We start from the raw sequence: 22,276 nt of genomic DNA, 5'->3' as shown, positions 1-22,276 counted from the left end.
CTGGCGCGATAGCCGGATATCCGGATTCATGAATGGAAGCACTGAACAATGACGTTTGAAACTGCCGACTCCGTAACCCTCAAGATTTGGGACCGCTCAACCACCCACCACACGCTGGACGCGCTGGTGCACGACTTCTCGGTGCGCCACAACACTTCCAAGGCCAGCATTGCGGTCACCTGCAGCGGGCCCAACACCTTCACTGTCAGCCTGAATGGCAGCGCGGCCAAGGCCACCTCCTTCGACGCGCAGTCCCTGTAACAGCGACCTTTCAGGGCGCAAAGCGACGACGACGGCGGGAGTCACCTCCCGCCGTCGTTCCCGTATCCGGTGTTCTCCGTCCGGAACAATCAGGCGCGGGAGTGCTCGGAAAGGAGCGCGTCGATCTGGCCGGCCGCCTCCTGCATTCCCTCTTCCATACCCATGTCAATCATCTTCTTCATCTGCTCTTCTGATTCGAAGGTGGACAGGATCGTCATGCGGGTGCGGTCGCCGATCTCTTCGAGGGTCACGGTCGCATGGCCGGCCCCTATCTCCTCGACGGGAGCTCCGTTTTCGTCGGCAAAGCCATCGTCGAACTCCAGCCTGTTCGGAGCTTGGACGGCCGTGATGCGCCACCAGCCGCCGGCTTTCTCGCCGTCGGGACCGGTCATGTAATAGCTGGCTTTCCCGCCCGGCTCGAACTCGAACTGTTCGAACGTCGCGGGCCAGGTGGGCGGACCCCACCAGCGCTCAAGCTGGCGTGGGTCTTCCCAGATTTGCCAGACCTGTTCGGGGCTGGCATCGAACTCGGCGACGAGCGTCAAGCTCAACGCTTCGGGATTCTTGATGGAACTGATAACCGTCATTGCGGAACCCTTCCTATTTTTCGGCGAGGATGTCTGCGATCCGATGGACGCGCTGCCGCCAGATCGCCTCGTACTCATCGAGCAGCTGACGGGCTTTCTGCAAGCCATCATGGTTGCCCCGCACGATCTGCTCCCTTCCACGCTTCTCCTTCGTTACAAGCGACGCGCGCTCCAACACCGCCACGTGCTTTTGAACGGCGGCAAAACTCATGGCGTAGAGGGCTGCCAAACCGGACACCGAATACTCCCCGACCGTTACCCGACGGACGATGTCCCGACGCGTGGCATCGGAAAACGCCTGGAAGAGGCGGTCAAGTTCGGTTTCGCTGAGCTGATCTACAACCATTTGGTTGTAGGATATTCCAATGGCGAAACGGAGTCAACGGGCATAGATACCTCGCACTAGTCGAACTTCAGCGGAGTCCAACCGAACGGAATCGGGCCGCGTACTTTGGCCCGGCTTCTGTCGGCATCGTCCGACCAACCCTGCGCGGATTTTGTCCTTGGTGCACCACAAGCGCCCCGAGCCACCCGGAAGCCCACGTCTTCCAAGACAGCATCAGGAGCACTCCCCCGCCGCACCGACGCACGCACATTCCAGGCGTCGTCAGCCCAACCACCGCCACGGAATGCCCTGTAGTCGCCGTATCTCGCGGGATCCGCATAGTCCCAGCACCATTCCCAGACATTGCCGAGCGTGTCGTAGGCGCCGAACCCGTTGGGAGCTTTTAGTGCCACGTCGTTGGGCGCGGACAACCCGTCCTTCGCGGTCCATGCAATATCGTCAAGCGAAGCATGGTGCGGGCCACTTGAACCTGCCCGGCAGGCGTATTCCCATTCCGCCTCGGTGGGCAGCCGGTAGCCGTTGGCCGCGACGTTCCATACGACGTTTCGTCCGGTGCGGGCATATGCCGGGCCGAGGCCTTCCGCTTCAGATGCCGCATTGCACCAGTCAACGGCATCAAACCAGGTGACGGCGTGAGCTGGCGCGTTTGGAGAGTGACCAGGGGCGGGGTTACCCCTGAACCCGGCAAACTCGGCCCGGGTAACTGCTGTCCTTCCAATCTCGAAGGCAACAAGGTCCACTGAGTTGGTACGGCCGCTGCGTGCGTCCCGGAGTTCGATTTGCCCGCCGGGCAGGCTGAGGAGCTGTGGAGGCTTGATGTCCATGGGATCCAAGCCTAGTCCGCGCCCTCTTGCGGGCAGTGAGTGTCACGCCAGGCAGGTTTTTGGCCGCTGCCGGCATCCGCTCCCGCAGGAATCCCACTGTCATGTCGCCACGGGCCACAGCACACTCCTCCATGACCAGGGATTCCTGCCAGGGCAGGCAGCGCAATGCGTGGATCAGCCGGGCCCAGCCACGTCTGCGTCACCCCCGGCACGCCTTATGTGGATAGAACCTCAGACCTCCGCCACCGGCGCCGCGAACTGGGCTTCGTACAGCCTCGAATACGCGCCACCAGCGGCCAGGAGCTCCGAATGGGTGCCTTGCTCCACGATCTGCCCGGACTCCATCACCAGGATGAGGTTGGCGTCGCGGATCGTGGAGAGGCGGTGCGCGATCACGAAGCTCGTCCGGTCAGACCGCAAGGCATTCATGGCCTTCTGAACCAGGACCTCGGTCCGGGTGTCCACGGAGCTCGTGGCCTCGTCCAGGATCAGGACTGAGGGACGGGCAAGGAAGGCCCGGGCGATGGTGAGTAGCTGCTTCTCACCAGCGGAAACGTTGCTGCCTTCGTCGTCGAGCACTGTGTCGTAGCCCTCAGGGAGGGAGTGCACGAAACGGTCCACGTACGTTGCTTGAGCGGCCTCCAGAATCTCGGCTTCGGTAGCGTCGGGCCGTCCGTAGGCGATGTTGTCCCGGATGGTGCCGCCGAACAGCCACGTATCCTGGAGCACCATGCCCATCCGCGAGCGCAGCTCGTAGCGGGACATCGAGGCGACGTCGACGCCGTCGAGGGTTATCCGCCCGGCGTCGAGCTCATAGAAGCGCATCATGAGGTTCACAAGGGTGGTCTTGCCTGCCCCGGTGGGCCCGACAATCGCCACAGACTGGCCGGGCTCGGCCGCCAGGCTCAGATTCTGGATCAGCGGCTTGTCCGGCGAGTAGGAGAAGGAAATGTTCTCGAACACCAAGCGCCCGCGCGTCACTTCGGGAACAGCCGAGGGCTCAGGATCAGCGCTTTGCTCTTCGGTATCGAGCAGCGAGAAGACGCGTTCCGCGGATGCGACACCGGACTGGAGCAGATTGGCCATTGAACCGAGCTGGGCCAGGGGCTGTGTGAACTGCCGGGAGTACTGGATGAAGGCCTGGACATCGCCCAACTGCATGGCGCCAGAGGCTACTTGAAGGCCGCCCACCACGGCGATCCCGACATAGACCAGGTTGCCGATGAATGTCAGTGCCGGCATGATCAAGCCGCTGATGAACTGGGCGCCGAAGCTCGCCGAGAACAGCTCTGCGTTCTTCTCGCGGAACCGCTCCTCCACTTCGCGCTGGCGTCCGAACACCTTCACGAGCGCATGGCCGGTGTATGTTTCTTCGATCTGCCCGTTCAGCTCGCCGGTGTTCTTCCACTGGGCCACGAACAGCTTCTGCGAGCGCTTGGCAATCAGCACGGTGGTGACCAGCGTCAACGGCACGGTGACCAGGGTGATAAACGCCAGAATCGGCGAAAGCAGGAACATCATGAAGATGACGCCGGCGACCGTGAGCAAGGACGTGACTGCCTGGCTGATGGACTGCTGGAGGCTTTGCGAAATGTTGTCGACGTCGTTGGTCACGCGACTGAGCAGCTCGCCACGCTGCACTGAATCGAAATAGCGCAACGGAAGACGGTTGATCTTCGCTTCGATCTGCTCGCGGAGCCGGTACACGGTTCGCTGCACGACGCCGTTGAGAACGTAGGCCTGAATCCAGCCGAACGCTGAGGCCAGGACATACAGGACCAGCACCCACAGCAGGATCGAGGACAGGGCGCCGAAGTCGATTCCGACGCCGGGAGTCAAGTCCATGCCCTTCAACATGTCCGCTTTGGAGCCCTGGCCGGAAGCGCGCAGTCCCTCGATGACCTGTTCTTTGCTCACCCCGGCGGGAAGTTGCTTTGATACGACGCCGGAGAAGATCAGGTTGGTGCCCTCGCCCAGCAGCCGGGGGCCGATCACGGACAGGGTCACGCTGGCCACGGCGAGGAAGAGGACCAGGGTCAGCCACAAGCGCTCGGGCCGCAGTGTGCCCAGGAGCCGCTTGGCCGAGGGCAGGAAGTTCATGGCCTTTTCGGCCGGGATGCTCATTCCCGCGAAGGGTCCGCCGCGGCCTGGTCCCATGGGGGGACGCTGCGGGCGGTTGGCGGTGCTGGGTGCGCTGCTCATGCCGCCTCCTCCGCTGCCAGTTGCGAGGAAACTATCTCCCGGTACGTTTCTGAAGTCTCCAGCAACTCTTCGTGGGTTCCGCGCCCCACGAGCCGCCCGTCGTCGAGCACTAGAATCTGCTCGGCATCCGCGATGCTGGATACCCGCTGCGCAATGATGACCATGGTGGCGCCGGACGTGTGGCGCTTGAGCGCCTGGCGGAGCCTGGCGTCGGTGGCGGTGTCCAAGGAGGAGAAGGAGTCGTCGAAGATGTAGAGCTCGGGTTGCTTCACGAGTGCCCGGGCGATGGCGAGGCGCTGCCGCTGGCCGCCGGAAACGTTGGTGCCGCCTTGGGAGATCGGAGCATCAAGCCCACCCTCCATCTCTTCGACGAAGTCCTGCGCCTGGGCGATGGAAAGCGCCCGCCAGAGTTCTTCCTCGGTGGCGTCGGGCTTGCCGTAGAGGAGGTTGCTGCGCACAGTGCCGGAGAACAGATAGGGCTTTTGCGGGACAAGTCCGATGTGCCCCCACAGGAGGTCCGGGTGCAGTTCGCGGACGTCGACGTCGTCGATCCGCACCGAGCCGCTGCTCGCGTCGAAGAGCCGTGGCAGCAAGTTCACCAAGGTGGTCTTGCCCGCGCCCGTGCTGCCGATGATGGCCGTCGTCTGGCCTGCTCGTGCCCGGAAGCTGATGCCGCTGAGGACAGGCTGCTCGGCACCCGGGTAGGCGAATCCGACGTCGAGCAATTCCAGCTCACCGCGGCCGGCAGTCTCCGTCACCGGGTTCGCGGGAGGCCGCACGCTCGATTCAGTCTCCAGCACCTGCCCGATGCGGTCCGCCGAAACAGCCGCACGCGGGATCATGACGGCCATGAACGTAGCCATCATGACGGACATGAGAATCTGCATGAGGTAGCTCAGGAAGGCGATCAAGGTTCCTACCTGCATGGATCCGTCATCGATCCGGAACGATCCGAACCAGATCACGGCCACACTGGAGACGTTGAGCACCAGCATCACCACCGGGAACATGAGGGCCATGAGCCGCCCCGCGCGCAGCGCCATCTCGGTGACGTCATGGTTGGCGGAGGCGAAGCGTTCGGTCTCCATGTCCTCGCGCACGAATGCGCGCACCACGCGGATGCCGGCGAGCTGTTCGCGGAGCACCCGGTTCACGGTGTCGATCCGGACCTGCATCTTGCGGAACAGCGGCACCATCCGGCTGACAATGAGGCCCACCGCAACGAGCAGCACGGGGACGCTCACGGCGATCAGCCAGGACAACTGGGCGTCCTGCCGGACAGCCATGATCACCCCGCCGATGCTGAGCATGGGCGCCGCCACCATGAGTGTGCAGGACATCAGGACGAGCTGCTGGACCTGCTGCACGTCGTTGGTTGAACGCGTGATCAGCGACGGCGCCCCGAAACGGGTGACCTCCTGCTCGGAGAACTCCCCCACCCTGGTGAAAATGGCCCCGCGCAGGTCCCGTCCCAAGCCCATGGCGGCTTTCGCGCCGAAGTACACGGCCGTGATCGAACACGCGATCTGCAGGAGGGTGATGAGCAACATGAGGCTCCCGGTGCCCAGGATGTACCCCGTGTCCCCCTTGGCCACGCCTTCGTCAATGATGTCGGCATTCAGTGTGGGCAAGTACAGCGACGCTATGGACTGCGCCAACTGGAAAATGACGACGGCGATCAGCAGCCGCCGATGTGGCCGCAGGTACTGAACGAGAAGTTTCCAGAGCATCGTTCTCCAACTCACGTAGTGATTCGAAGGCCAGTCTACGACTGGTTGCTGGGGGCAACTAGAGCTTTCCCTCAGGGCGAAGCGTGGCGCGGGGGGTGCCGCCGTCGTACCCGGACAGTAGGCTGGAAACTCTCGGCAAGATCCGCTACGAAAGGACCGTAGTCATGGCTTACATCACCGTCGGAAATGAAAACAGCACCGAGATCGAGATCTACTACGAGGACCACGGGACCGGCCAGGCAGTGGTCCTCATCCACGGCTATCCCCTGGATGGTTCGTCCTGGGAGAAGCAGACTGCCGCACTGCTCAACGCCGGCTACCGCGTCGTCACCTACGACCGCCGCGGCTTCGGCAAGTCCAGCAAGCCGACCGTCGGCTACGACTACGACACCTTCGCCGCGGACCTGAACACCCTCCTGAACACCATCGATGTGAACGACGCCGTACTGGTGGGCTTCTCGATGGGAACCGGCGAAGTGGCCCGCTACCTTGGCACTTACGGCTCGGCCCGGGTGGCGAAAGCCGTGTTCCTTTCATCCTTGGAACCGTTCCTCCTTCAGGGCGAGGACAACCCCGGTGGCGTTCCGCAGTCCGTGTTCGACGGACTTTCCGAAGCCGTCATTTCCGATCGCTACGCTTTCTTCACCGAATTCTTCAACAACTTCTACAACGCTTCCACTTTCCTCGGAACGCACCGCCTGAGCCCTGAAGCAGTCACCGCCAGCTGGAACCTGGCAGCCCAGTCAGGTGCCTATGCCTCGGTGGCCGCGCAGCCCACGTGGCTCACCGATTTCAGGGCCGACATCCCGAAGATCGACGTGCCGGCCTTGATCCTGCACGGCACCGCGGACAATATCCTCCCCATCGACGTCACCGGCCGGAGGTTCGCCGAAGCACTCCCCGGCGCCGAATACGTGGAGATCGACGGCGCCCCGCACGGCTTGCTGTGGACCCATGGCCCTGAGGTCAACCAGGCCTTGCTCGGATTCCTCGCGAAGTAGGGATTCCTGACAAAAAATTAGGACGAAACTAACTGAATATCGCGGGAACCTTAACTCCTCGGGTCCAGTCTTAATGCAAGCACAGGCGGAGCCCATTCGCCGGCGAAAGCACCAAAGCTGCAAGGGGAGCAGGACCGGCCATGAAGACAACAACAGCCCTGGACGAAGTCACCGCCATCAACGGCGTGATCACCGATCAGCAACCCGTTGACTTCCACGCTTTGGGGCTCGCGGGCTGCATCGACCGCTTGGCCGCACCGCTCCGCCGCCAGGGGACTGAAATCCATTGGGAGACGCCGCACCATGGCGTCGAAATCTCGGCTGGCTCCGCTTCCTTGCTCTACCACGCGGCCAAGGAAGTCCTCAGCAACGCGTTCAAGTACGCGCATGCCCACGACGTCACCGTCCGGCTCGCCGCCGTCTACCACGGGATCCGGCTGACAGTCACGGACAACGGCGCGGGCTTCGACGGCAAGGCAACGCCCGCGGGCGCACACCATGGATTCGGGCTCCGCCTCATGTCCATCGCCGTCAGCGAAGTGGGCGGCGAGGTCTCCGTCGTCTCCAGTCCAGGCAACGGAACCTGTGTAACCGTCACCCTGCCACTCGACTGATACGGGTGGGTGCCCGACGGCGGCAGGCACCTCCCGTCGTCGGTTTCGGCGCTGCTGGTTCGCTATTCAAGTGAATCTGGTATGAAAGGCGAATGACCCCGTACAAATCCGAACCGCCCCTAGGCGGTTCCCGCGCGCACATCAAGTCGATTTTCCCGTCGCTGGCTCCCAGCGAACAGCGCGTGGCGCAGTTGTGCCTTGATTCCCCGGAGACCGTCGCCAGGATGTCGGTGGCGGATCTGGTCACCCAGACGGGGACGTCGCCCGCGACGATCGTGCGGGCCTGCAAGAGCATGGGCTTTGACGGATTCCAGCACTTGCGCCAGGTCCTGCTGCGCGATCTGGGCGCCGCGGCGCGGGACAGCATCCAGCAGGAAGAATCCGGGGCAACCGGCGAACCCGGGTCCTCGGAGCATCTGGTTTCCGGGATCTTTTCCCGGGCCTCCCAAGACATCCGCGGAGCCTTGGGGTCTTTGGACTTCGAGGCCTTCGACGCCGCCGTGAAAGCGATTCGCCAGGGCGGTCGCCTGCTGGTGGTGGCCAACGGGGCGTCCCTCGCCCCCGCCCAATCGCTTGCCCTGCGGTTCCTGTCGGCCGGGGTGCAATGCGAGGCGCCATCCGACATTGTTTCGCAGCACATCTCCGCCAAGCTCCTCTCAGCGGGGGATGTCTGCATCGCCGTGAGCGACAGCGGAATGAACTCCTTCACGATTGGCTCGGCGCGGATCGCGGCTGAACGCCAGGCCACGGTGATCGGGGTGACCAGTTATGCGAAATCCGAGCTCGCGGATCTCTCGACGCACACACTCGTGGCCGGGGCGGAATTCCATTCGTGGAACGACCAGCTGCCCATTGGCAATATCGTGCAGATGTTGGTGCTGTCCGCCCTGCACGCCGCCGTGACTGCGGATTCTCCTGACGTTGAGCGCGCCCGCTCTGCCGTCTTCGAAGAAGTTCTCCACATGGTGGAAAACCCCGAATAGTTTTTGGAGCGAAACGCGGGCGGTTTCAACTGTTTCCTGTCCGCGCACGGGGAGTTCATCAACTCCGCACCGACTGTTAATAATCGGGCCCCACCCTTCAAGGGTAAGACGTTTCCTAAATAATTCGATTTAGGAAACATCGTTTCCCCGGAGGTGCTCGTGGGCCGACTTGTGCTCAACCAGTTGTCGCGTTCATTCAAGAACGTGTCGGCGGTAAAGAACGTATCGCTCACCGTCGAAGACGGTGATTTCCTGGTCCTGCTCGGCCCCAGCGGCTGCGGCAAGACCACCCTGCTCCGCATGATCGCGGGCCTGTTGGAGCCGACGTCGGGCTCGCTCGAACTGGACGGAACCGACATCACCACAGCTCCGTCCAAGAAGCGCGACTTGGCCATGGTGTTCCAGAGCTACGCCCTGTACCCGCACCTGAGCGTTGCAAAAAACCTTGCCTTCCCGCTCCACGTGCGGCGCACCGACAAGCAGGAAGTCAAGAAGCGCGTCGAAGCCGTTGCAGAAATGGTGGAGATCGGCCACCTCCTGGACCGCAAGCCCAAGGAATTGTCCGGCGGCCAGCGCCAGCGTGTTGCAGTTGCACGCGCCTTGGTGCGCGAGCCCAAGGCCTTCCTCATGGACGAACCGCTGTCCAACCTCGATGCCAAGCTGCGCACCGCGACCCGGCAGGAGCTGGCCGGACTGCACAAGCGGCTCGGTGCCACGTTCGTCTACGTCACGCACGACCAGGTGGAAGCCATGACCATGGCAACCAAGATCGCCTTGCTCAACGCGGGCCAGCTCGAGCAACTCGGCACTCCGGAAGAGCTCTACGACAAGCCGGCATCCGTGTTCGCCGCAGGCTTCCTGGGTTCCCCTGCCACCAACCTGATCGACGCCGAGCTATCCACGAGCAACGGCTCCATCACCGTCATGGCACCCTCCGTGGAAGCCGTGCTGTGGGACGGGCAAACACCCCAGCGGGACGTTGTGCTGGGCATCCGCCCCGAGCATTTGAGCATCCACGCACCCGGTTCCTCAGCAGCCGCGCCGAGCTCCGGGGCAGCCTTTCGAGGCATCGTTGACCTGACCGAAAACCTCGGCAGCGAACAAGTCATTTACTGCCGGGTCGGCGAGAACCGCGTGGCTGTCCGCGCCCCGCGAGGCCAGCACTGGGAGCCGGGCAACGCCGTCGTACTGAGTGCCGACGCCAGGAACCTCCACCTTTTTGACCGCGCAAGCGGCCGGCGCCTCGAATGGCAGGCAGACGCGAAGCACGTGTCCACTGCCAGCTCGGCGCAGCCAGCGGCCTCGGTCTAACATCCGCTCTTCCCCCGTACTCCGGCCCCAACCCGGAACCAGCAGTACCCACCCAACCCAGCAATCAAGGAAATATTGTGCGCCCACTCCGTTCAATTGCACTGACCATCGCCGCAGGCACGGCCGCATTGGCCCTCGCCGGCTGTTCCGGTGCCACCCAGGCCAGCACCGTGAGCAACCAGGTCATCCCGGAACTCGCAGCAGACCAGCAAGTCAACATCACCTTCGAAAGCTACAATCTGGCCCAAGCCGGCGTCTGGACGGACACCGTCAAAGGCCTGGTAGCCGACTTCGAAAAGGCCCACCCGAACATCCACGTCACCGCCCAAGCACCGCAGGGCGGCGGCAACGTAGGCTCCAACACTGTCAGCAGCGTTCAGACGCAGCTCCTTGCCGGACACGCACCCGACGTCGCGCAGCTGACGTTCGATTCCCTCGACTTCGCCGCTACCCAGCTCGGCGCCCAGCCCATCAGCGACCTCGTCGGCCAGAAAGCCGTCGACGACTCCCTCGGCGGCGCCCACCCCTTCCACCCCAACGCGAAGCACCTGGCCGACTGGAACGGCAGGACTTACGGCATTCCCTACGTCTTCTCCACCCCAGTCCTCTTCTACAACGCCACCAAGCTCGCCGACGCCGGCATCACCAACCCGGACCTCTCCACCTGGGACAAGGTGGAGGCAGCCGCGAAGGCCGTTTCCGCGAAGTCCGGAAAGCCCTCCCTGGATGTCTCGTGCACGAGCATCGGCGGCAACTGGTGCATGCAGGGCATCTTCAAGTCGAACGGTGCCCAGGTCCTCTCCGATGACCGCAAGACGATCGGCTTCGGCTCGGACTCGGCTATCGACACCGTTACCAAGCTCGCACAGCTGACGAAGGACGGCGTGCTGCGCAATGCGGACAGCAGCGCCCAGTCCGAAGGCCTCCCGAAGGGCGACACCGCCTTCCTCCTCACTTCCTCGGCGCTGCAGGGCTCATTAATGTCAGCTGCCACCAAGGGTGGCTGGGAACTCAAGGCGGCCGGAATGCCCGCGTTCGGGTCCAAGCCAGCTGTGCCCACCAACTCCGGCTCGGCCCTGTTCGTCCTCTCGCAGGATCCCGCGAAGCAGCGCGCCGGCTGGGAATTGATCAAGTTCATGACCAGCGACCACGCCTATGAGCAGATCTCCACCAAGATCGGCTACCTGCCACTGCGCACCTCGCTGACCGCTCCGGGTGGTTCCCTCCATGACTGGGCCCAGAAGAACCCGCTCCTGGCGCCGAACCTCGCCCAGCTTGACCGCCTCCAGCCGTGGGTTTCCTACCCGGGAAACAGCTACGTGCAGATCGACGACATCCTCGGCAAGGCCGTCGAGAACGTTGTCTACTACGGCAAGGACGCAAAAACCACCATGGCCGACGCCCAGAAGCGCGCCCAGGACCTGATCCCCTAACTTCTCTGGCCTATCCGGAAGGACACCAGCTGTGACAACCACCACCGAAGACGCAGTCTTCGGAACCCGCAACCGCCCCTACCCCGTGGAGGGCACCTACAACTTCCGGAGCACGGCGGGCTATACCGCCGCGGCGCGGACCATCCGCGAAGGGAAGCTGTACCGCTCGGACGCACTGCACGGACTGACCGACGCCGGACGCGGCCAATTCTCCGAGCTCGGCATCCGCTTGGTGATCGACTTGCGTGACCGCACTGAGCTGGCGAAGTCGCCCAGCAACCTTGACGGACTCGCCGTCGACATGAGGCACAACCCGATTTTCGAAGAGGGCAACGTCCCCGGTACCGCAGAGATCACCACCCTGGCGCACATCTACCGGCTTATGATCCAGAGCCACGCCCAGCGCCTTGCCGACGCCGTTCGCCTCATTGCCGATTCCGGAACGGCCCCCGTCCTGGTGCACTGCACCGCGGGCAAGGACCGCACCGGCGTCGTGATCGCCTTGGCACTCCTGGCCGCGGGCGTGGACCGCGAGCAGGTGATCCTCGACTACACCGCCAGCGAGGAAAACCTGCGCGGCGAATGGAGCGAGGCCATGATGGCCGCAGCCTCCAGCCACCCGGGCCTTGCGGGCATGGGCGAGGAACTCCGGGAAATCATCTCCGCGAGCCCCGCCACCGTTCTGGAGGCCACGCTGGATCTCGTAGACGAAATGTTCGGCAGCGCCGCCGGCCTGCTCCAGGCACACGATTTCAGCGACGCCGACCTCGAGCGGCTCAGGGACGTCCTGACCATCAGCTCCACCCGCTAAGAACCACCGCTAACCACTGCAGAAAACTACAAGGAGACAAGACCGTGAACACCGAACTCCAGCACCCCGCCCCCGAGCACTTCATCCTGCACATCAGCGACACCCACTTCGTGGCAGATAACGACCTCCTGCACGGCAGCGTGGACAGTGACGAGAACCTCCGCCAGCTGTTCCGCGACTTCGTCAAGGCCCAGGTAAAGCCCGAAGCCCTGGTGTTCACCGGCGACCTCGCCGACACGGGCCGCCCGGACGCGTACGTCCGCCTGCGCAACATCGTGGAGCCGGTGGCCGAGGAGCTCGGCGCCAAGATCATCTGGGTCATGGGCAACCACGACGCGCGCACCGCCTTCCGCTCCGGCCTCCTGGACTCCGACGCCGGTGAGGAATCCGTAGACATGGTCCACGACGTCAACGGCCTGCGCATCATCGCCCTCGACTCCACGGTTCCGGGCCTGCACCACGGCGAAATCTCCGACGAGCAGCTGGCCTGGCTCTCAGAGGTCCTGGCCACCCCGGCACCGCACGGCACCCTCATCGCCCTGCACCACCCGCCGGTCCCCAGCCCGCTGTCCATCATGGCCAAGTTCGAACTGCGTGAGCAGAGCCGCTTCGAGAAGGTCATCGAAGGCACCGACGTCCGCGGCATCCTGGCCGGGCACCTGCACTACTCCACCTTCAGCTCCTTCGGAGGCGCTCCCGTGTCGGTCGCTTCGGCCACCTGCTACACCCAGGACCTGAACGTGGCACCGAACTCGATGCGCGGGCAGAACGGTGCGCAGGCGTTCAACCTGATCCACCTCTACCAGGACAAGATGCTCAGTTCCGTTGTGCCGATCGGCGAGTTCTCCACGGTTTACTCCGTCACGGCTGAGCAGATGGCCGCCTTCGAGAAGATGTCCCTCGAAGAGGCGACCGCCGCGATGACCGCTCCCGGCGAGGAATCCGACGTCGAGCCCTCCATCGCTGCCGAAACGGCCGACGGCGAGCTCGCCGGCAGCGTTCGCTAACCAGCCACAGCACCGGAAGGAAGCCGAAAGAATGTTCATCGAGACCGCCGGGCCGGCAACGGGCATCGCCCCTGCCGGCCCGGCGGGGCTCCCGGCCAACCGGCGCCCCAAGCGCCGCGCCCTGAGCCCCTACCTCTACATCCTGCCCGCAGTGGTCCTGCTTCTCGTGTGGACGTACTGGCCGCTGGGACAGACCGTCAACCTGTCCTTCACCGACTGGAACCTGATCCCCACCAAGCCCAAGCAATACGTTGACGTTCAGAAATACGCGAAGGTCCTCAGCCTGCCCGAACTGCACCAAGCGCTCATCAACACCGGCCTGTACATCCTGGCGTTCCTGGGTATTTCCGTTGCGCTGCCGCTCGTGTTCGCGCTCCTCTCACGCAAGGTCCAGGGCAAGGCCCGCACCGCGTACCAGGCTCTGATCTTCGTACCGTTCCTCATCACGCCCGTGGCCAGCAGCGCGATTTGGCGGTGGCTCTTCGCTCCCGAAGGCGGAACGATTCCCGCGATCGCCGCCGCCCTTGGCGCACCGATGGGCAACATATTCCGCGATCCCGACAGTTCGATGACCGCGGTGATCGTGATTGTCGGCTGGCAGATGCTCGGCTTCGGAGTGCTGGTGGTGTCGGCCGGGCTGGCGGGCATCAGCCCGGACTATGCCGCAGCCGCATCGATCGATGGAGCCAGCGGCAGGCAGATCACGTGGCGGATCATCATCCCGTTGCTTTCGCCGAGCCTGGTGTTCCTCTCGCTCATGACCATCCTGCTGTCCGCGCAGTGGACATATCCCATCATCGACCTGGCGACGCAGGGCGGTCCGGGCAATTCGTCCACCAACATCTACTACCTGCTGTACCAGTTTGGCTTTAGGAACTTCGACGCCGGCCTGTCCTCCGCAGCCGGCACGCTCTTCTTCCTCGGATTCGGGCTGATCGCCCTGGTCTTCGTGGAACTCTCCGAGCGACTCAGCTTCTACGACAACTAGAAAGAACCACCATGGCCTTCATCACCATCGCCCCGCCGGCCCAGCCTGGTTCCTCGGATGCTCCGCTCTCAGGGCCGACGAATGTTTCAGGGCCGACGACGGCGCCTGCCGCCGAAGCGGGGCGCCTGCGGCTTGGATCATTGCGGTTAGTACCCAGCCACGTTCTGCTGATCGCCTTGGCGGTCGTCTCAATCTTCCCCATCTACTGGATGTTCGTGACGGCCTTTCGGCCGCCGTCGGACGCCTTGTCCACCAACCCGTTGCCGGGACCGCTGAGCCTGGAGAATTTCCAGTACGTCCTGAAGACCATCCCCATTGCGGGCATGCTGGCGAATACCTTCGGCATGGCACTCACGTTGGCCGTGTCCCAATTGCTCGTGGCCATCCTGGCTTCCTACGGTTTCGCGCGTTGGGACTTTGTCGGAAAGAAGGCCTTGTATCTGTTGTTCGTGGGGTCCTGGCTGGTGCCTTTCCAGGTCACCATGATTCCCAACTACTTGCTGGTGTCCCAGATGGGCCTCCTGAACACCATCACCGGCGTCGTCATCCCGCAGCTGTGCTCGGCCTTCGCGGTGATGATGCTGCGCCAGCATCTCGAGGCCTTCCCGAAGGACCTTCTGGATGCGAGCCAGATGGATGGACGGTCGTCGTGGAGGACGCTGTGGGAAGTGGTGGTTCCGAACCTGCGTCCAGCACTGGCGGCCCTTGGGATCATGCTGTTCATCAGTGCCTGGAACGAATACCTGTGGCCTTCTCTGATCATGCAGAAGTCCGATGCCCTCATCCAGGTAGGCATCCGCGGGTTCCTGGGCGCCGAAGGCAACAACTGGGGCGCCATCATGGCAGCATCCTCGCTCGCCTGCCTGCCGATCTTCCTGATCTACATCTTCCTGCAGCGATACGTGGTGGACGCCTTTGTGCGGTCCGGGTTGAAGTAGCGCACCCCCCGACGCTCGCTCACATATACCGCCGTTTCGGCCGACGCCCGCTCACATATAGGGCCATTTTCGGAATCCCTCGCTCACTAAAGGTGAGCGAGGGATTCGAAAAAGGGCCACAAAGGTGAGCGGGCGTCTTAGAAAAACCTGCTCAGCGTGACGCTAGGAGAACTCCTTCAGCGCCTCGGTGAGCAGCCCACCCGGAGAACCCAGCCGAACATGGACGCCGTTTGAGGCCACCAGTTCTCCAGCGATCACGACGGCGGTGACGTCGCTCGCCGTCGCGCTGAACGCGAACTGCTGCGGCATGGAACCGGCTGTCCGCACCGAGTCCGGAGCCACTGCCATGAGGTCGCACACCGCACCTACCTCAAGTGCAGACGCTATGGGCGTAGCCATGGATGCGGTTGCGCCGATGGTGGCCGCGTGCAGCAGTTCCTGGGGTGAGAACCTGCCCCGCTGGCCGGAGCCGAGGCGTTCTCCGTTTTCCAAGGTGCGCATTTCAATCCAGGGATCGATCACCGCGTGTTGGTCGGTGCCGAGCGCGATGGTCGAGCCGGCGTCGGACAATGCGCGAGCCGGTCCGATCCCGTCGGCGAGATCGGCCTCAGTGCTGGGACACATCACCACGGTGGCTCCCGCATCCCCGAGAAGCTGGACGTCGTCCAACGTTAGGTGGGTCGCGTGCACGGCGGAAAGCCGCCCGGACAGCAGGCCGTGCCGGGCAAGAAGTCCGGTGGGGGTGACGCCATAGGCCTGCAGGCACGCCTCGTTCTCGGCCGGCTGTTCGCTGAGGTGGATGTGGAGCGGAATGTCGGTGGGCAACTGCCGGGCGACGGTCTTGAGCGCCTCCTCGGGCACTCCGCGGACGGAATGCAGTGCGGCCCCCACACCGACCATTTCAGGCGGAAAGCTCCGCGCCACCTCGGCCCGCAGTGACGCGAGCCGGTCCAACCAGGCTTGGGCATCGGCGTCGCCAAACCGTGCCTGTTCCGGGCTGAGCGGAGTCCCGATCCCTCCCGCGAGGTACAGGGTGTCCAGCAATGTCAGGCGGATCCCGGCCGCCACGGCTGCCCTGGCCAACGCCAATTCCATCGCGTGCGGCTCCAGGTACGGCGTTCCTTCCGGCTGGTGGTGGACGTAGTGGAACTCGGCCACGCTACTGAAGCCCGAGACCACCATTTCGGTGAAGACCGCCGTGGCGAGCTTTTCGTATTTTTCCGGCGTCAGTTCCGCGGCGCTTCGGTACATTTGCTCCCGCCATACCCAGAAGTCACCGCGCCCGTCGTGCGTCCGTCCGCGCAAGATCCGGTGGAACGCATGCGAATGGGCGTTGGCCGCTGCGGGGAAAACGACGCCGTTCAATATCTGGTCACCGGTTTCGGGCTGCACTCCGGTGGTGATGTTGGAGATCCGGCCGTCCTGGGTTTCCAGACGCACGCCGGCGGCCGCCGTCGAAACGCCCGCGACAGAACCGCCGTCGACGTTTACCAGCGCCGCCTCGCACCAGAACACGCTCACAGGAGTCCCTCCAGAACGTCGGCGAGCGCAACGGCACCGGCCGAGGCGTCCTCGTCAGCCACGTATTCTTCCGGGGAATGCGAGATTCCGCTGGGGTTGCGGACGAAGATCATCGCCGAAGGGACATGTCCAGCCAAGACTCCGGCGTCGTGTCCTGCGCCGGTTGCCAGGACCGGCGCGCCCGGCAGGAGGTCCTCGATGCGTCGGCTCAGGCCGGGGTCGAAATGCACGGTGTCGCTGTAGGACTCCTCGGTGAGGGTAACGGTGCACCCTTCGCCCGCCGCGATTTCCTGGGCCGCGCCGTAGATCGATTCGATCAGTTGTGCCGTGACGGCGTCGTCGGGATGGCGGGCGTCAAGCCACAGATCGACGCGAGACGCAATCACGTTGGTGCCGCCGGGCACCGGCGTCAAACGGCCCACCGTGGCCCGGGCATCCGGCTGCTTGGCCGCGGTATCGCGGACTGCAAGGACGATCTGCGCGGCCGCGACCATCGGATCGGCACGGTCCGCCATGAGAGTGGTTCCGGCGTGGTTGCCTTGGCCGCTGACGCTCAGCTTCCAGCGGCCGTGGCCCAGAATGGAGCTTCCGACGGCGATGGCCGGCCCGCCTTGGCCCAGCCCCTTTCCCTGTTCCACATGCAGTTCAACGAAGTCGCCGATTCGCGCCATGGTTTCCGGATCGGGACCGATGTGCCGGGGATCCAAGCCATTGCTCCGGGCGATGTCGGCGAAAGTGTTGCCATCGACGTCGCGCAGGTTCAGCGCCTTGTCGACGTCGATGGCACCCGTCAATAGCCGCGAGCCCAGGCAGGCTACGCCAAAGCGGGATCCTTCTTCTTCCGGGAAGACTGTGATGGCCAGGGAACGCCCCGGCTCTAGACCGCGGGAAACGAGGACATCGACGGCGGCGAGTGCGGACGCGACGCCGAGCGGCCCGTCAAAGGCCCCTCCTCCCGGGACGGAGTCGAGGTGGCTGCCAGTGACAAGCGCACCGTCCTGGGGCTTTCCCCACCAGGCCCAGATAATGCCGTTGCGGTCGGTCTCGACGCCGAGGCCGCGCTGTTGGGATTGTTCGATGAACCAGTGCCTGAGGTCGAGCTCGGGCGTCGAGTAGACGGCCCTTGAGTATCCTCCGCGCACCGCATCGCGGCCCACGTCCTTGATCGAGTCAAGGAGCTGATTGACGGTTTCCACGTGTTCCTCCGATTAATGAAGACTGCCACCAAGTAAAAACCACATGTCACCCCATGACAAGACCCTGAGCCCAGAACCACGACAATTAACAGGCCTGAAACACCCCCGAAACGGCTTGTTCCCACCGAGCGTCTCAAATCCCGGAATCTCAGGTAATTTCACGAAATCTATTGCCATTCGATGAAAGTTGATTTTTACTAAGTGGCAAGACATGGTGATTCAGACCACTTGAAAGCAGGTCAGTCAGTGGCAGCAGACTCTTCCACCCGGACGGTCGAAAGGGCGTTGGCCCTCCTGAGCGCGGTCTGTACGGATGGCGCCATCAGTTTGAGCGACGCCGCGCGCGTTGTTGACTTGTCAGCCAGCACCGCGCTCCGCCTCCTCCGCACGCTGGAGGGCAGCGGCTTCGTGAAGCGGGACCCGAACGGAAACTTCCGGCCCGGTGCCAGTGTGATCCAGTTGGGAGCACTCGCGCTTGGACAGGAATCCCTCGTGTCTCTGTGCACACCGCATATGAAGAGGCTGGTTGCCGAAACGGGCGAGTCCTGCTATTTGAGCATTCCTGGTCCTGGGGAAACCGGAATCTACATCGCCATTGTCGAAGGTACGCACTCTGTCCGGCACACCAGCTGGGTCGGCAGGAGCATTCCGCTGGAAGGATCCGCCGCCGGGAAGGTCCTGACTGGCGGGCAGAACGGCCGCGGCTTCGCCATCGTGCGAAGCGGCGTAGAAGACGACATTACGGCCGTCGCCGCACCCATCGTGATCGGCGGCCGCACCGTGGCGGCCCTCAGCATCGTCGCACCGAGCTACCGCTTGGGCGAAGCGAAGGCCCAGACATTTGGCGAGGAACTGGCGAGGGTGGCGAACAGCATCCTCGTGGAACCCTCCGGAGACCATGAAGTGCCCCAGGAAAGCATGGAAAAGAAATGATCAAGTTTGAAAATGTCACCAAGGCGTACCCGGACGGGACGGTCGCCGTCGATGGCTTGAACCTCGAGGCGCCCACCGGCAAGTTGACCATCCTGGTGGGGCCGTCCGGTTGTGGCAAGACAACATCGCTGAGGATGATCAACCGCCTCATCGAGCCCACCAGCGGCACCATCTACCTCGATGACGAGCCGACGTCGGGCATGGACGCAGCGTTGCTGCGCCGCCGGATCGGCTACGTCATCCAGCACGCAGGCCTCTTTCCGCACCGCACTATCGTCGACAACGTGGCAACGATGCCCGTGCTGCTCGGCGAGAGCAGGCAGAAGGCCCGCATGAAAGCCCTCGAGCTCATGGAGCGCGTGGGACTCCCCGCGAGCTTCGCCAAGCGCTACCCGTGGCAACTGTCCGGTGGACAGCAGCAGCGAGTGGGCGTGGCCCGGGCTTTGGCTTCGGATCCGTCCTTCATGCTCATGGACGAACCCTTCAGCGCCGTTGACCCCGTGGTCCGGGCCCAGCTCCAGGAGGAGTTCCTCCGGCTGCAGCGCGAGATCGGCAAGACCATCATCATGGTCACCCACGACATCGACGAGGCCCTCAAGCTCGGCGACCAGGTTGCCGTGATGCGCGTCGGCGGAAAACTCGCCCAGATGGCCACGCCGTCGGAGCTGCTGACCTCTCCGGCTGACGAATTCGTAGCCGACTTCGTCGGACGTGACCGTGGCTACCGCTCCCTTGGTTTCACCAACGCGGCCGGCACGGTAGCAGTTGCGGAAGAAGCTGTGGTCACCCTTGGTGCCTCCGGCGCCGAGGCGCAAAGCAAGGCCACAGGAGCCTGGGTGCTGGTGGTCGACGGCGGCCGGAAGCCGCTCGGCTGGGCACAAGCCGATCTCATCGATGGAGAGCTCAAGAGGGAGCACCTTAACCTCAGCGGCACCTCGGCATCATCGTCCGGGACCATGCGCCAGTTGCTCGACGCCGCGCTTTCCTCCCCCAGCCGGCGCGGCGTCGTCGTCAATGAACACGGCGAGCTGATCGGCACAGTGACGGCCACCGACGTCGTCAAGGCAATCGAGGCCGAACCGCACCTGGAGACGGCCCGATGAACTTCGAATGGCTGGGCCGCCAGTCCGACAACATCGTGTTCCTCCTCGGCTGGCACGTACTGCTCGCCGTCACTCCCCTCATCCTGGGCCTGCTGATCGCACTTCCCCTCGGCTGGTGGGCACACCGCAGCCGCCGGATCTACCCCCTTCTGGTGGGCGTCGCGGGACTTCTCTACACGGTCCCTTCCCTCGCGCTGTTCGTCTTGTTGCCGTTGGTCCTTGGCACCAAGATCCTGGACCCGCTCAACATCGTGGCAGCACTGACCATCTACACCGTGGCGCTGCTGGTGCGCGTCGTGGCTGATGCCCTCGATTCCGTACCGGAAGACACGGTCCAAGCCGCCAAGGCCATGGGCTACCGGGGATACCAGAGCCTGGTGAAAGTGGAGCTTCCTGTAGGCGTGCCGGTCATCAGCGCCGGGCTCCGCGTCGCGGCGGTCTCCAACGTGAGCCTCGTTTCCGTGGCAGCGTTGCTAGGCATCCCGCAGCTCGGCTCGCTCTTCACCCAAGGCTTCCAGTTGCGGTTCTTCACCCCGATCATCGCCGGCATCATCCTCTGCGTGGTCCTGGCCATGATCCTCGACGGACTGATCATCCTCCTCAACCGGTGGCTGACACCGTGGACCCCCAAGGTGGTGGCATCATGATCAACTACTTGTTCAATCCCGCGCACTGGAGCGGCGCCGACGGCATCCCCACCCTGATCGGCGAGCACCTCCTCTACTCCCTCATCGCCTTGGTCGTCGCGGCCATCATCGCGGTTCCGCTTGGCATCTACATCGGAGTCACGGGCAAGGGCGTCTTCATGATCGCGGGCCTCGCGAACGCCCTCCGCGCCCTCCCCAGCGTGGGCCTGCTGATTCTGTTGGTCCTGCTGATCTCGCCCGCGTTCCCGTCCAAAATGGGCTACATCCTGCCGAGCCTCATCGTCCTGGTGCTCCTCGCGGTCCCGCCCATCCTGACCAACACCTACGCCGGCGTCCGCGCGGTGGACGCTGCCGCCGTCGACGCCGCCAAGGGCATGGGCTTCCGCACCATGAAGATCCTCACGGACATCCAGCTCCCTTGCTCGCTCCCGCTTATGCTGTCCGGCGTCCGCAGCGCACTGCTGCAGATCATCTCGACGGCGACCATCGCCGCGTACATTTCGCTGGGCGGCCTCGGACGGCTGCTGATCGACGGCAAAGCCCAGAACGACTACAGCCAGATGGTTGCCGGCGCCGTACTCGTTGCGTTGTTGGCCCTGTTCTTCGACCAATTGCTCGCCTTCATTACCCGCAGGGTCGTCTCACCCGGACTGACCCGGCGCACCGTCAAGGCGGCCGCCCCGGCCGCTGCGGCCGACTCCGTGAAAACCCCCGTCACGGTCTAAGCAACTCCTCGCTTCATCGCCGTCGAGCGCCCTGCCCGACGGCGGCAACACCGTTCAATCGACGCCCACTTGGCCACCGCATGCCCTGCAACGGCCCTCCCCAGAGAGAATTGACATGAAAAAGTACCTGACTGGTTTCGCCCTGGCGGCAGCCACCGCCTTCGCCCTGAGCGCTTGTGGCGGTGGGGATCCCATGAGTTCCACCAACAACAACTCCCAGGCCGCAGGATCGACGGACAGCATCATCGTGGGCTCCGCGGACTTCCCGGAAAGCCAGCTCATCGCGAAGATCTACGCCGAGGCCCTCAAATCGAAGGGCGTCAAGGTTACTGAAAAGCCCAGCATCGGCAGCCGCGAAGTCACCATCCCGGCGCTGAAGGACGGTTCCATCGACCTCATGCCGGAATACGGCGGAGCCCTGTTGCAGTACCTTGATGCCTCCACCAAAGCGGTCACCCCGGATGAAGTCACCAAAGAGCTGAGTACCAAGATCCCGTCCGGGCTGACCCAGCTGACGGCATCCAAGGCACAGGACAAGGACGTCCTTGCCATCAAGAAGGAAACTGCCGACAAGTACAACCTCAAGTCCATCAGCGACCTCCAGCCTGCTGCCAAGGACCTCGTCCTGGGCGGGCCGCCGGAGTGGAAGACCCGTATCAACGGTGTTGCCGGCCTGAAGTCTGTCTACAACCTCGACTTCAAGGACTTCTCAGCGCTCGACGCCGGCGGTCCGCTCACGCTGAACGCCCTCCTTTCCGGTCAAGTACAGGTTGCCGATCTCTTCAGCACCGATCCGGCAATCGCCGCCAACAACCTGGTTGCCCTGGATGACAACAAGAATCTGTTCTTGTCCGAGAACATCGTCCCGCTCATCAATCAGAAGAAGTCCACGGACACCGTCAAGAGCGTGCTGGACAAGGTGTCTGCCGCGTTGACCACCGATGACCTGATCCAGATGAACGGCAGGACCGCCAAGTTCGAGGACATGGGACAAATCGCCCAGGACTGGCTCAAGTCCAAGAACCTGGCCTAGTTCGAGCAAGACTAAGGAGTACGAAGAATGGCACCCGCCGATTTCACTACCGGAGCTCGTCCGGTCAAGGCCGCGCGCGGCA

At 63.7% G+C, this 22,276-nt stretch carries 22 protein-coding genes; 15 read left to right on the top strand and 7 right to left on the bottom strand.

Annotation, left to right across the window (positions count from 1 at the left end; genetic code table 11):
- Positions 1 to 48: 48 nt before the first annotated feature.
- Positions 49 to 261 (top strand): hypothetical protein, encoded by a 213-nt coding sequence (locus AC4CS3_RS21805; protein WP_441413709.1) that lies wholly within the window; start codon positions 49 to 51, stop codon positions 259 to 261.
- 89 nt (positions 262 to 350) lie between these two features.
- On the opposite strand, the gene AC4CS3_RS21800 is transcribed toward AC4CS3_RS21805, so the two are convergent.
- From AC4CS3_RS21800 to AC4CS3_RS21780, 5 genes are all read right to left on the bottom strand, one after another.
- Positions 351 to 848: an SRPBCC family protein gene (locus AC4CS3_RS21800; RefSeq protein ID WP_490785191.1), complete on the bottom strand. Its 498-nt coding sequence runs from the start codon at positions 846 to 848 to the stop codon at positions 351 to 353.
- A 13-nt stretch (positions 849 to 861) separates the two neighbouring features.
- Positions 862 to 1,194: an ArsR/SmtB family transcription factor gene (locus AC4CS3_RS21795; RefSeq protein WP_490785190.1), complete on the bottom strand. Its 333-nt coding sequence runs from the start codon at positions 1,192 to 1,194 to the stop codon at positions 862 to 864.
- A 56-nt stretch (positions 1,195 to 1,250) separates the two neighbouring features.
- Entirely contained in the window at positions 1,251 to 2,018 is a 768-nt protein-coding gene (locus tag AC4CS3_RS21790; RefSeq protein WP_490785189.1) for a formylglycine-generating enzyme family protein, read from the bottom strand.
- Positions 2,019 to 2,249: 231 nt separating this feature from the next.
- Complete coding sequence (locus AC4CS3_RS21785; protein ID WP_490785188.1) at positions 2,250 to 4,220, bottom strand: ABC transporter ATP-binding protein; 1,971 nt, start codon at positions 4,218 to 4,220, stop codon at positions 2,250 to 2,252.
- Positions 4,217 to 5,950 carry an ABC transporter ATP-binding protein gene (locus AC4CS3_RS21780; RefSeq protein WP_490785213.1) on the bottom strand — a complete coding sequence of 578 codons (1,734 nt, stop codon included), beginning with the start codon at positions 5,948 to 5,950 and terminating at the stop codon, positions 4,217 to 4,219. Before AC4CS3_RS21780 ends, AC4CS3_RS21785 begins: the two co-directional genes overlap by 4 nt.
- Positions 5,951 to 6,114: 164 nt before the next feature.
- Here AC4CS3_RS21780 and AC4CS3_RS21775 point away from each other — a divergent pair, with 164 nt between their 5' ends.
- The 9 genes from AC4CS3_RS21775 (at position 6,115) to AC4CS3_RS21735 (ending at position 15,036) form a co-directional block, all read left to right on the top strand.
- Positions 6,115 to 6,951, top strand: a complete 837-nt coding sequence (locus tag AC4CS3_RS21775) for an alpha/beta fold hydrolase (RefSeq protein WP_490785187.1) — start codon at positions 6,115 to 6,117, stop codon at positions 6,949 to 6,951.
- Positions 6,952 to 7,091: 140 nt separating this feature from the next.
- Positions 7,092 to 7,565, top strand: coding sequence for a sensor histidine kinase (locus AC4CS3_RS21770; protein WP_490785186.1), 474 nt, complete (start codon positions 7,092 to 7,094; stop codon positions 7,563 to 7,565).
- Positions 7,566 to 7,657: 92 nt separating this feature from the next.
- On the top strand, positions 7,658 to 8,548 hold the full coding sequence (locus AC4CS3_RS21765) for a MurR/RpiR family transcriptional regulator (protein WP_490785185.1): 891 nt from the start codon (positions 7,658 to 7,660) through the stop codon (positions 8,546 to 8,548).
- Positions 8,549 to 8,707: 159 nt separating this feature from the next.
- Positions 8,708 to 9,859, top strand: coding sequence for an ABC transporter ATP-binding protein (locus AC4CS3_RS21760; RefSeq protein ID WP_490785184.1), 1,152 nt, complete (start codon positions 8,708 to 8,710; stop codon positions 9,857 to 9,859).
- 77 nt (positions 9,860 to 9,936) lie between these two features.
- On the top strand, positions 9,937 to 11,292 hold the full coding sequence (locus AC4CS3_RS21755; protein ID WP_490785183.1) for an extracellular solute-binding protein: 1,356 nt from the start codon (positions 9,937 to 9,939) through the stop codon (positions 11,290 to 11,292).
- 31 nt (positions 11,293 to 11,323) lie between these two features.
- Positions 11,324 to 12,103 carry a tyrosine-protein phosphatase gene (locus AC4CS3_RS21750; protein ID WP_490785182.1) on the top strand — a complete coding sequence of 260 codons (780 nt, stop codon included), beginning with the start codon at positions 11,324 to 11,326 and terminating at the stop codon, positions 12,101 to 12,103.
- 44 nt (positions 12,104 to 12,147) lie between these two features.
- Complete coding sequence (locus AC4CS3_RS21745) at positions 12,148 to 13,110, top strand: phosphodiesterase (protein WP_490785181.1); 963 nt, start codon at positions 12,148 to 12,150, stop codon at positions 13,108 to 13,110.
- Positions 13,111 to 13,141: 31 nt separating this feature from the next.
- Positions 13,142 to 14,098, top strand: coding sequence for a carbohydrate ABC transporter permease (locus AC4CS3_RS21740; protein WP_345033978.1), 957 nt, complete (start codon positions 13,142 to 13,144; stop codon positions 14,096 to 14,098).
- 11 nt (positions 14,099 to 14,109) lie between these two features.
- Entirely contained in the window at positions 14,110 to 15,036 is a 927-nt protein-coding gene (locus tag AC4CS3_RS21735) for a carbohydrate ABC transporter permease (RefSeq protein ID WP_490785180.1), read from the top strand.
- A 162-nt stretch (positions 15,037 to 15,198) separates the two neighbouring features.
- Here the strand turns inward: AC4CS3_RS21735 and AC4CS3_RS21730 are convergent, their stop codons facing one another.
- Both AC4CS3_RS21730 and AC4CS3_RS21725 read right to left on the bottom strand, forming a co-directional pair.
- The gene (locus AC4CS3_RS21730; RefSeq protein ID WP_490785179.1) at positions 15,199 to 16,557 is read right to left on the bottom strand and encodes a formimidoylglutamate deiminase; all 1,359 of its coding nucleotides are present in this window, start codon (positions 16,555 to 16,557) and stop codon (positions 15,199 to 15,201) included.
- A complete protein-coding gene (locus AC4CS3_RS21725; protein ID WP_490785178.1) occupies positions 16,554 to 17,753 on the bottom strand; it encodes an allantoate amidohydrolase in 1,200 nt (399 codons plus the stop codon). Before AC4CS3_RS21725 ends, AC4CS3_RS21730 begins: the two co-directional genes overlap by 4 nt.
- Before the next feature lie 201 nt (positions 17,754 to 17,954).
- Between AC4CS3_RS21725 and AC4CS3_RS21720 the strand changes: the two genes are divergently transcribed.
- The 5 genes from AC4CS3_RS21720 to AC4CS3_RS21700 all read left to right on the top strand — a co-directional run bounded on the left by AC4CS3_RS21720 (position 17,955) and on the right by AC4CS3_RS21700 (position 22,194).
- On the top strand, positions 17,955 to 18,686 hold the full coding sequence (locus AC4CS3_RS21720; protein ID WP_490785177.1) for an IclR family transcriptional regulator: 732 nt from the start codon (positions 17,955 to 17,957) through the stop codon (positions 18,684 to 18,686).
- Positions 18,683 to 19,789 (top strand): ABC transporter ATP-binding protein, encoded by a 1,107-nt coding sequence (locus tag AC4CS3_RS21715; RefSeq protein ID WP_490785176.1) that lies wholly within the window; start codon positions 18,683 to 18,685, stop codon positions 19,787 to 19,789. The genes AC4CS3_RS21720 and AC4CS3_RS21715 overlap by 4 nt, the downstream gene beginning before the upstream one ends.
- The gene (locus tag AC4CS3_RS21710; RefSeq protein ID WP_059389395.1) at positions 19,786 to 20,436 is read left to right on the top strand and encodes an ABC transporter permease; all 651 of its coding nucleotides are present in this window, start codon (positions 19,786 to 19,788) and stop codon (positions 20,434 to 20,436) included. Before AC4CS3_RS21715 ends, AC4CS3_RS21710 begins: the two co-directional genes overlap by 4 nt.
- Positions 20,433 to 21,161 (top strand): ABC transporter permease, encoded by a 729-nt coding sequence (locus tag AC4CS3_RS21705; RefSeq protein WP_490785175.1) that lies wholly within the window; start codon positions 20,433 to 20,435, stop codon positions 21,159 to 21,161. Before AC4CS3_RS21710 ends, AC4CS3_RS21705 begins: the two co-directional genes overlap by 4 nt.
- Positions 21,162 to 21,276: 115 nt before the next feature.
- Positions 21,277 to 22,194: an ABC transporter substrate-binding protein gene (locus tag AC4CS3_RS21700; RefSeq protein ID WP_490785174.1), complete on the top strand. Its 918-nt coding sequence runs from the start codon at positions 21,277 to 21,279 to the stop codon at positions 22,192 to 22,194.
- Positions 22,195 to 22,276: the final 82 nt, after the last annotated feature.

It is taken from the genome of Arthrobacter sp. SE2 (assembly GCF_058244265.1).
This window is presented reverse-complemented; position numbering and strand designations above follow the sequence as displayed.

What these genes read in the sequence shown, in the direction of transcription:
- AC4CS3_RS21805 (WP_441413709.1), top strand. Translation starts at nt 49, where the DNA reads ATGACGTTTGAAACTGCCGACTCCGTAACCCTCAAGATTTGGGACCGC.
- AC4CS3_RS21800 (WP_490785191.1), bottom strand. Translation starts at nt 848, where the DNA reads ATGACGGTTATCAGTTCCATCAAGAATCCCGAAGCGTTGAGCTTGACG.
- AC4CS3_RS21795 (WP_490785190.1), bottom strand. Translation starts at nt 1,194, where the DNA reads ATGGTTGTAGATCAGCTCAGCGAAACCGAACTTGACCGCCTCTTCCAG.
- AC4CS3_RS21790 (WP_490785189.1), bottom strand. Translation starts at nt 2,018, where the DNA reads ATGGACATCAAGCCTCCACAGCTCCTCAGCCTGCCCGGCGGGCAAATC.
- AC4CS3_RS21785 (WP_490785188.1), bottom strand. Translation starts at nt 4,220, where the DNA reads ATGAGCAGCGCACCCAGCACCGCCAACCGCCCGCAGCGTCCCCCCATG.
- AC4CS3_RS21780 (WP_490785213.1), bottom strand. Translation starts at nt 5,950, where the DNA reads ATGCTCTGGAAACTTCTCGTTCAGTACCTGCGGCCACATCGGCGGCTG.
- AC4CS3_RS21775 (WP_490785187.1), top strand. Translation starts at nt 6,115, where the DNA reads ATGGCTTACATCACCGTCGGAAATGAAAACAGCACCGAGATCGAGATC.
- AC4CS3_RS21770 (WP_490785186.1), top strand. Translation starts at nt 7,092, where the DNA reads ATGAAGACAACAACAGCCCTGGACGAAGTCACCGCCATCAACGGCGTG.
- AC4CS3_RS21765 (WP_490785185.1), top strand. Translation starts at nt 7,658, where the DNA reads ATGACCCCGTACAAATCCGAACCGCCCCTAGGCGGTTCCCGCGCGCAC.
- AC4CS3_RS21740 (WP_345033978.1), top strand. Translation starts at nt 13,142, where the DNA reads ATGTTCATCGAGACCGCCGGGCCGGCAACGGGCATCGCCCCTGCCGGC.
- AC4CS3_RS21735 (WP_490785180.1), top strand. Translation starts at nt 14,110, where the DNA reads ATGGCCTTCATCACCATCGCCCCGCCGGCCCAGCCTGGTTCCTCGGAT.
- AC4CS3_RS21715 (WP_490785176.1), top strand. Translation starts at nt 18,683, where the DNA reads ATGATCAAGTTTGAAAATGTCACCAAGGCGTACCCGGACGGGACGGTC.
- AC4CS3_RS21710 (WP_059389395.1), top strand. Translation starts at nt 19,786, where the DNA reads ATGAACTTCGAATGGCTGGGCCGCCAGTCCGACAACATCGTGTTCCTC.
- AC4CS3_RS21705 (WP_490785175.1), top strand. Translation starts at nt 20,433, where the DNA reads ATGATCAACTACTTGTTCAATCCCGCGCACTGGAGCGGCGCCGACGGC.
- AC4CS3_RS21700 (WP_490785174.1), top strand. Translation starts at nt 21,277, where the DNA reads ATGAAAAAGTACCTGACTGGTTTCGCCCTGGCGGCAGCCACCGCCTTC.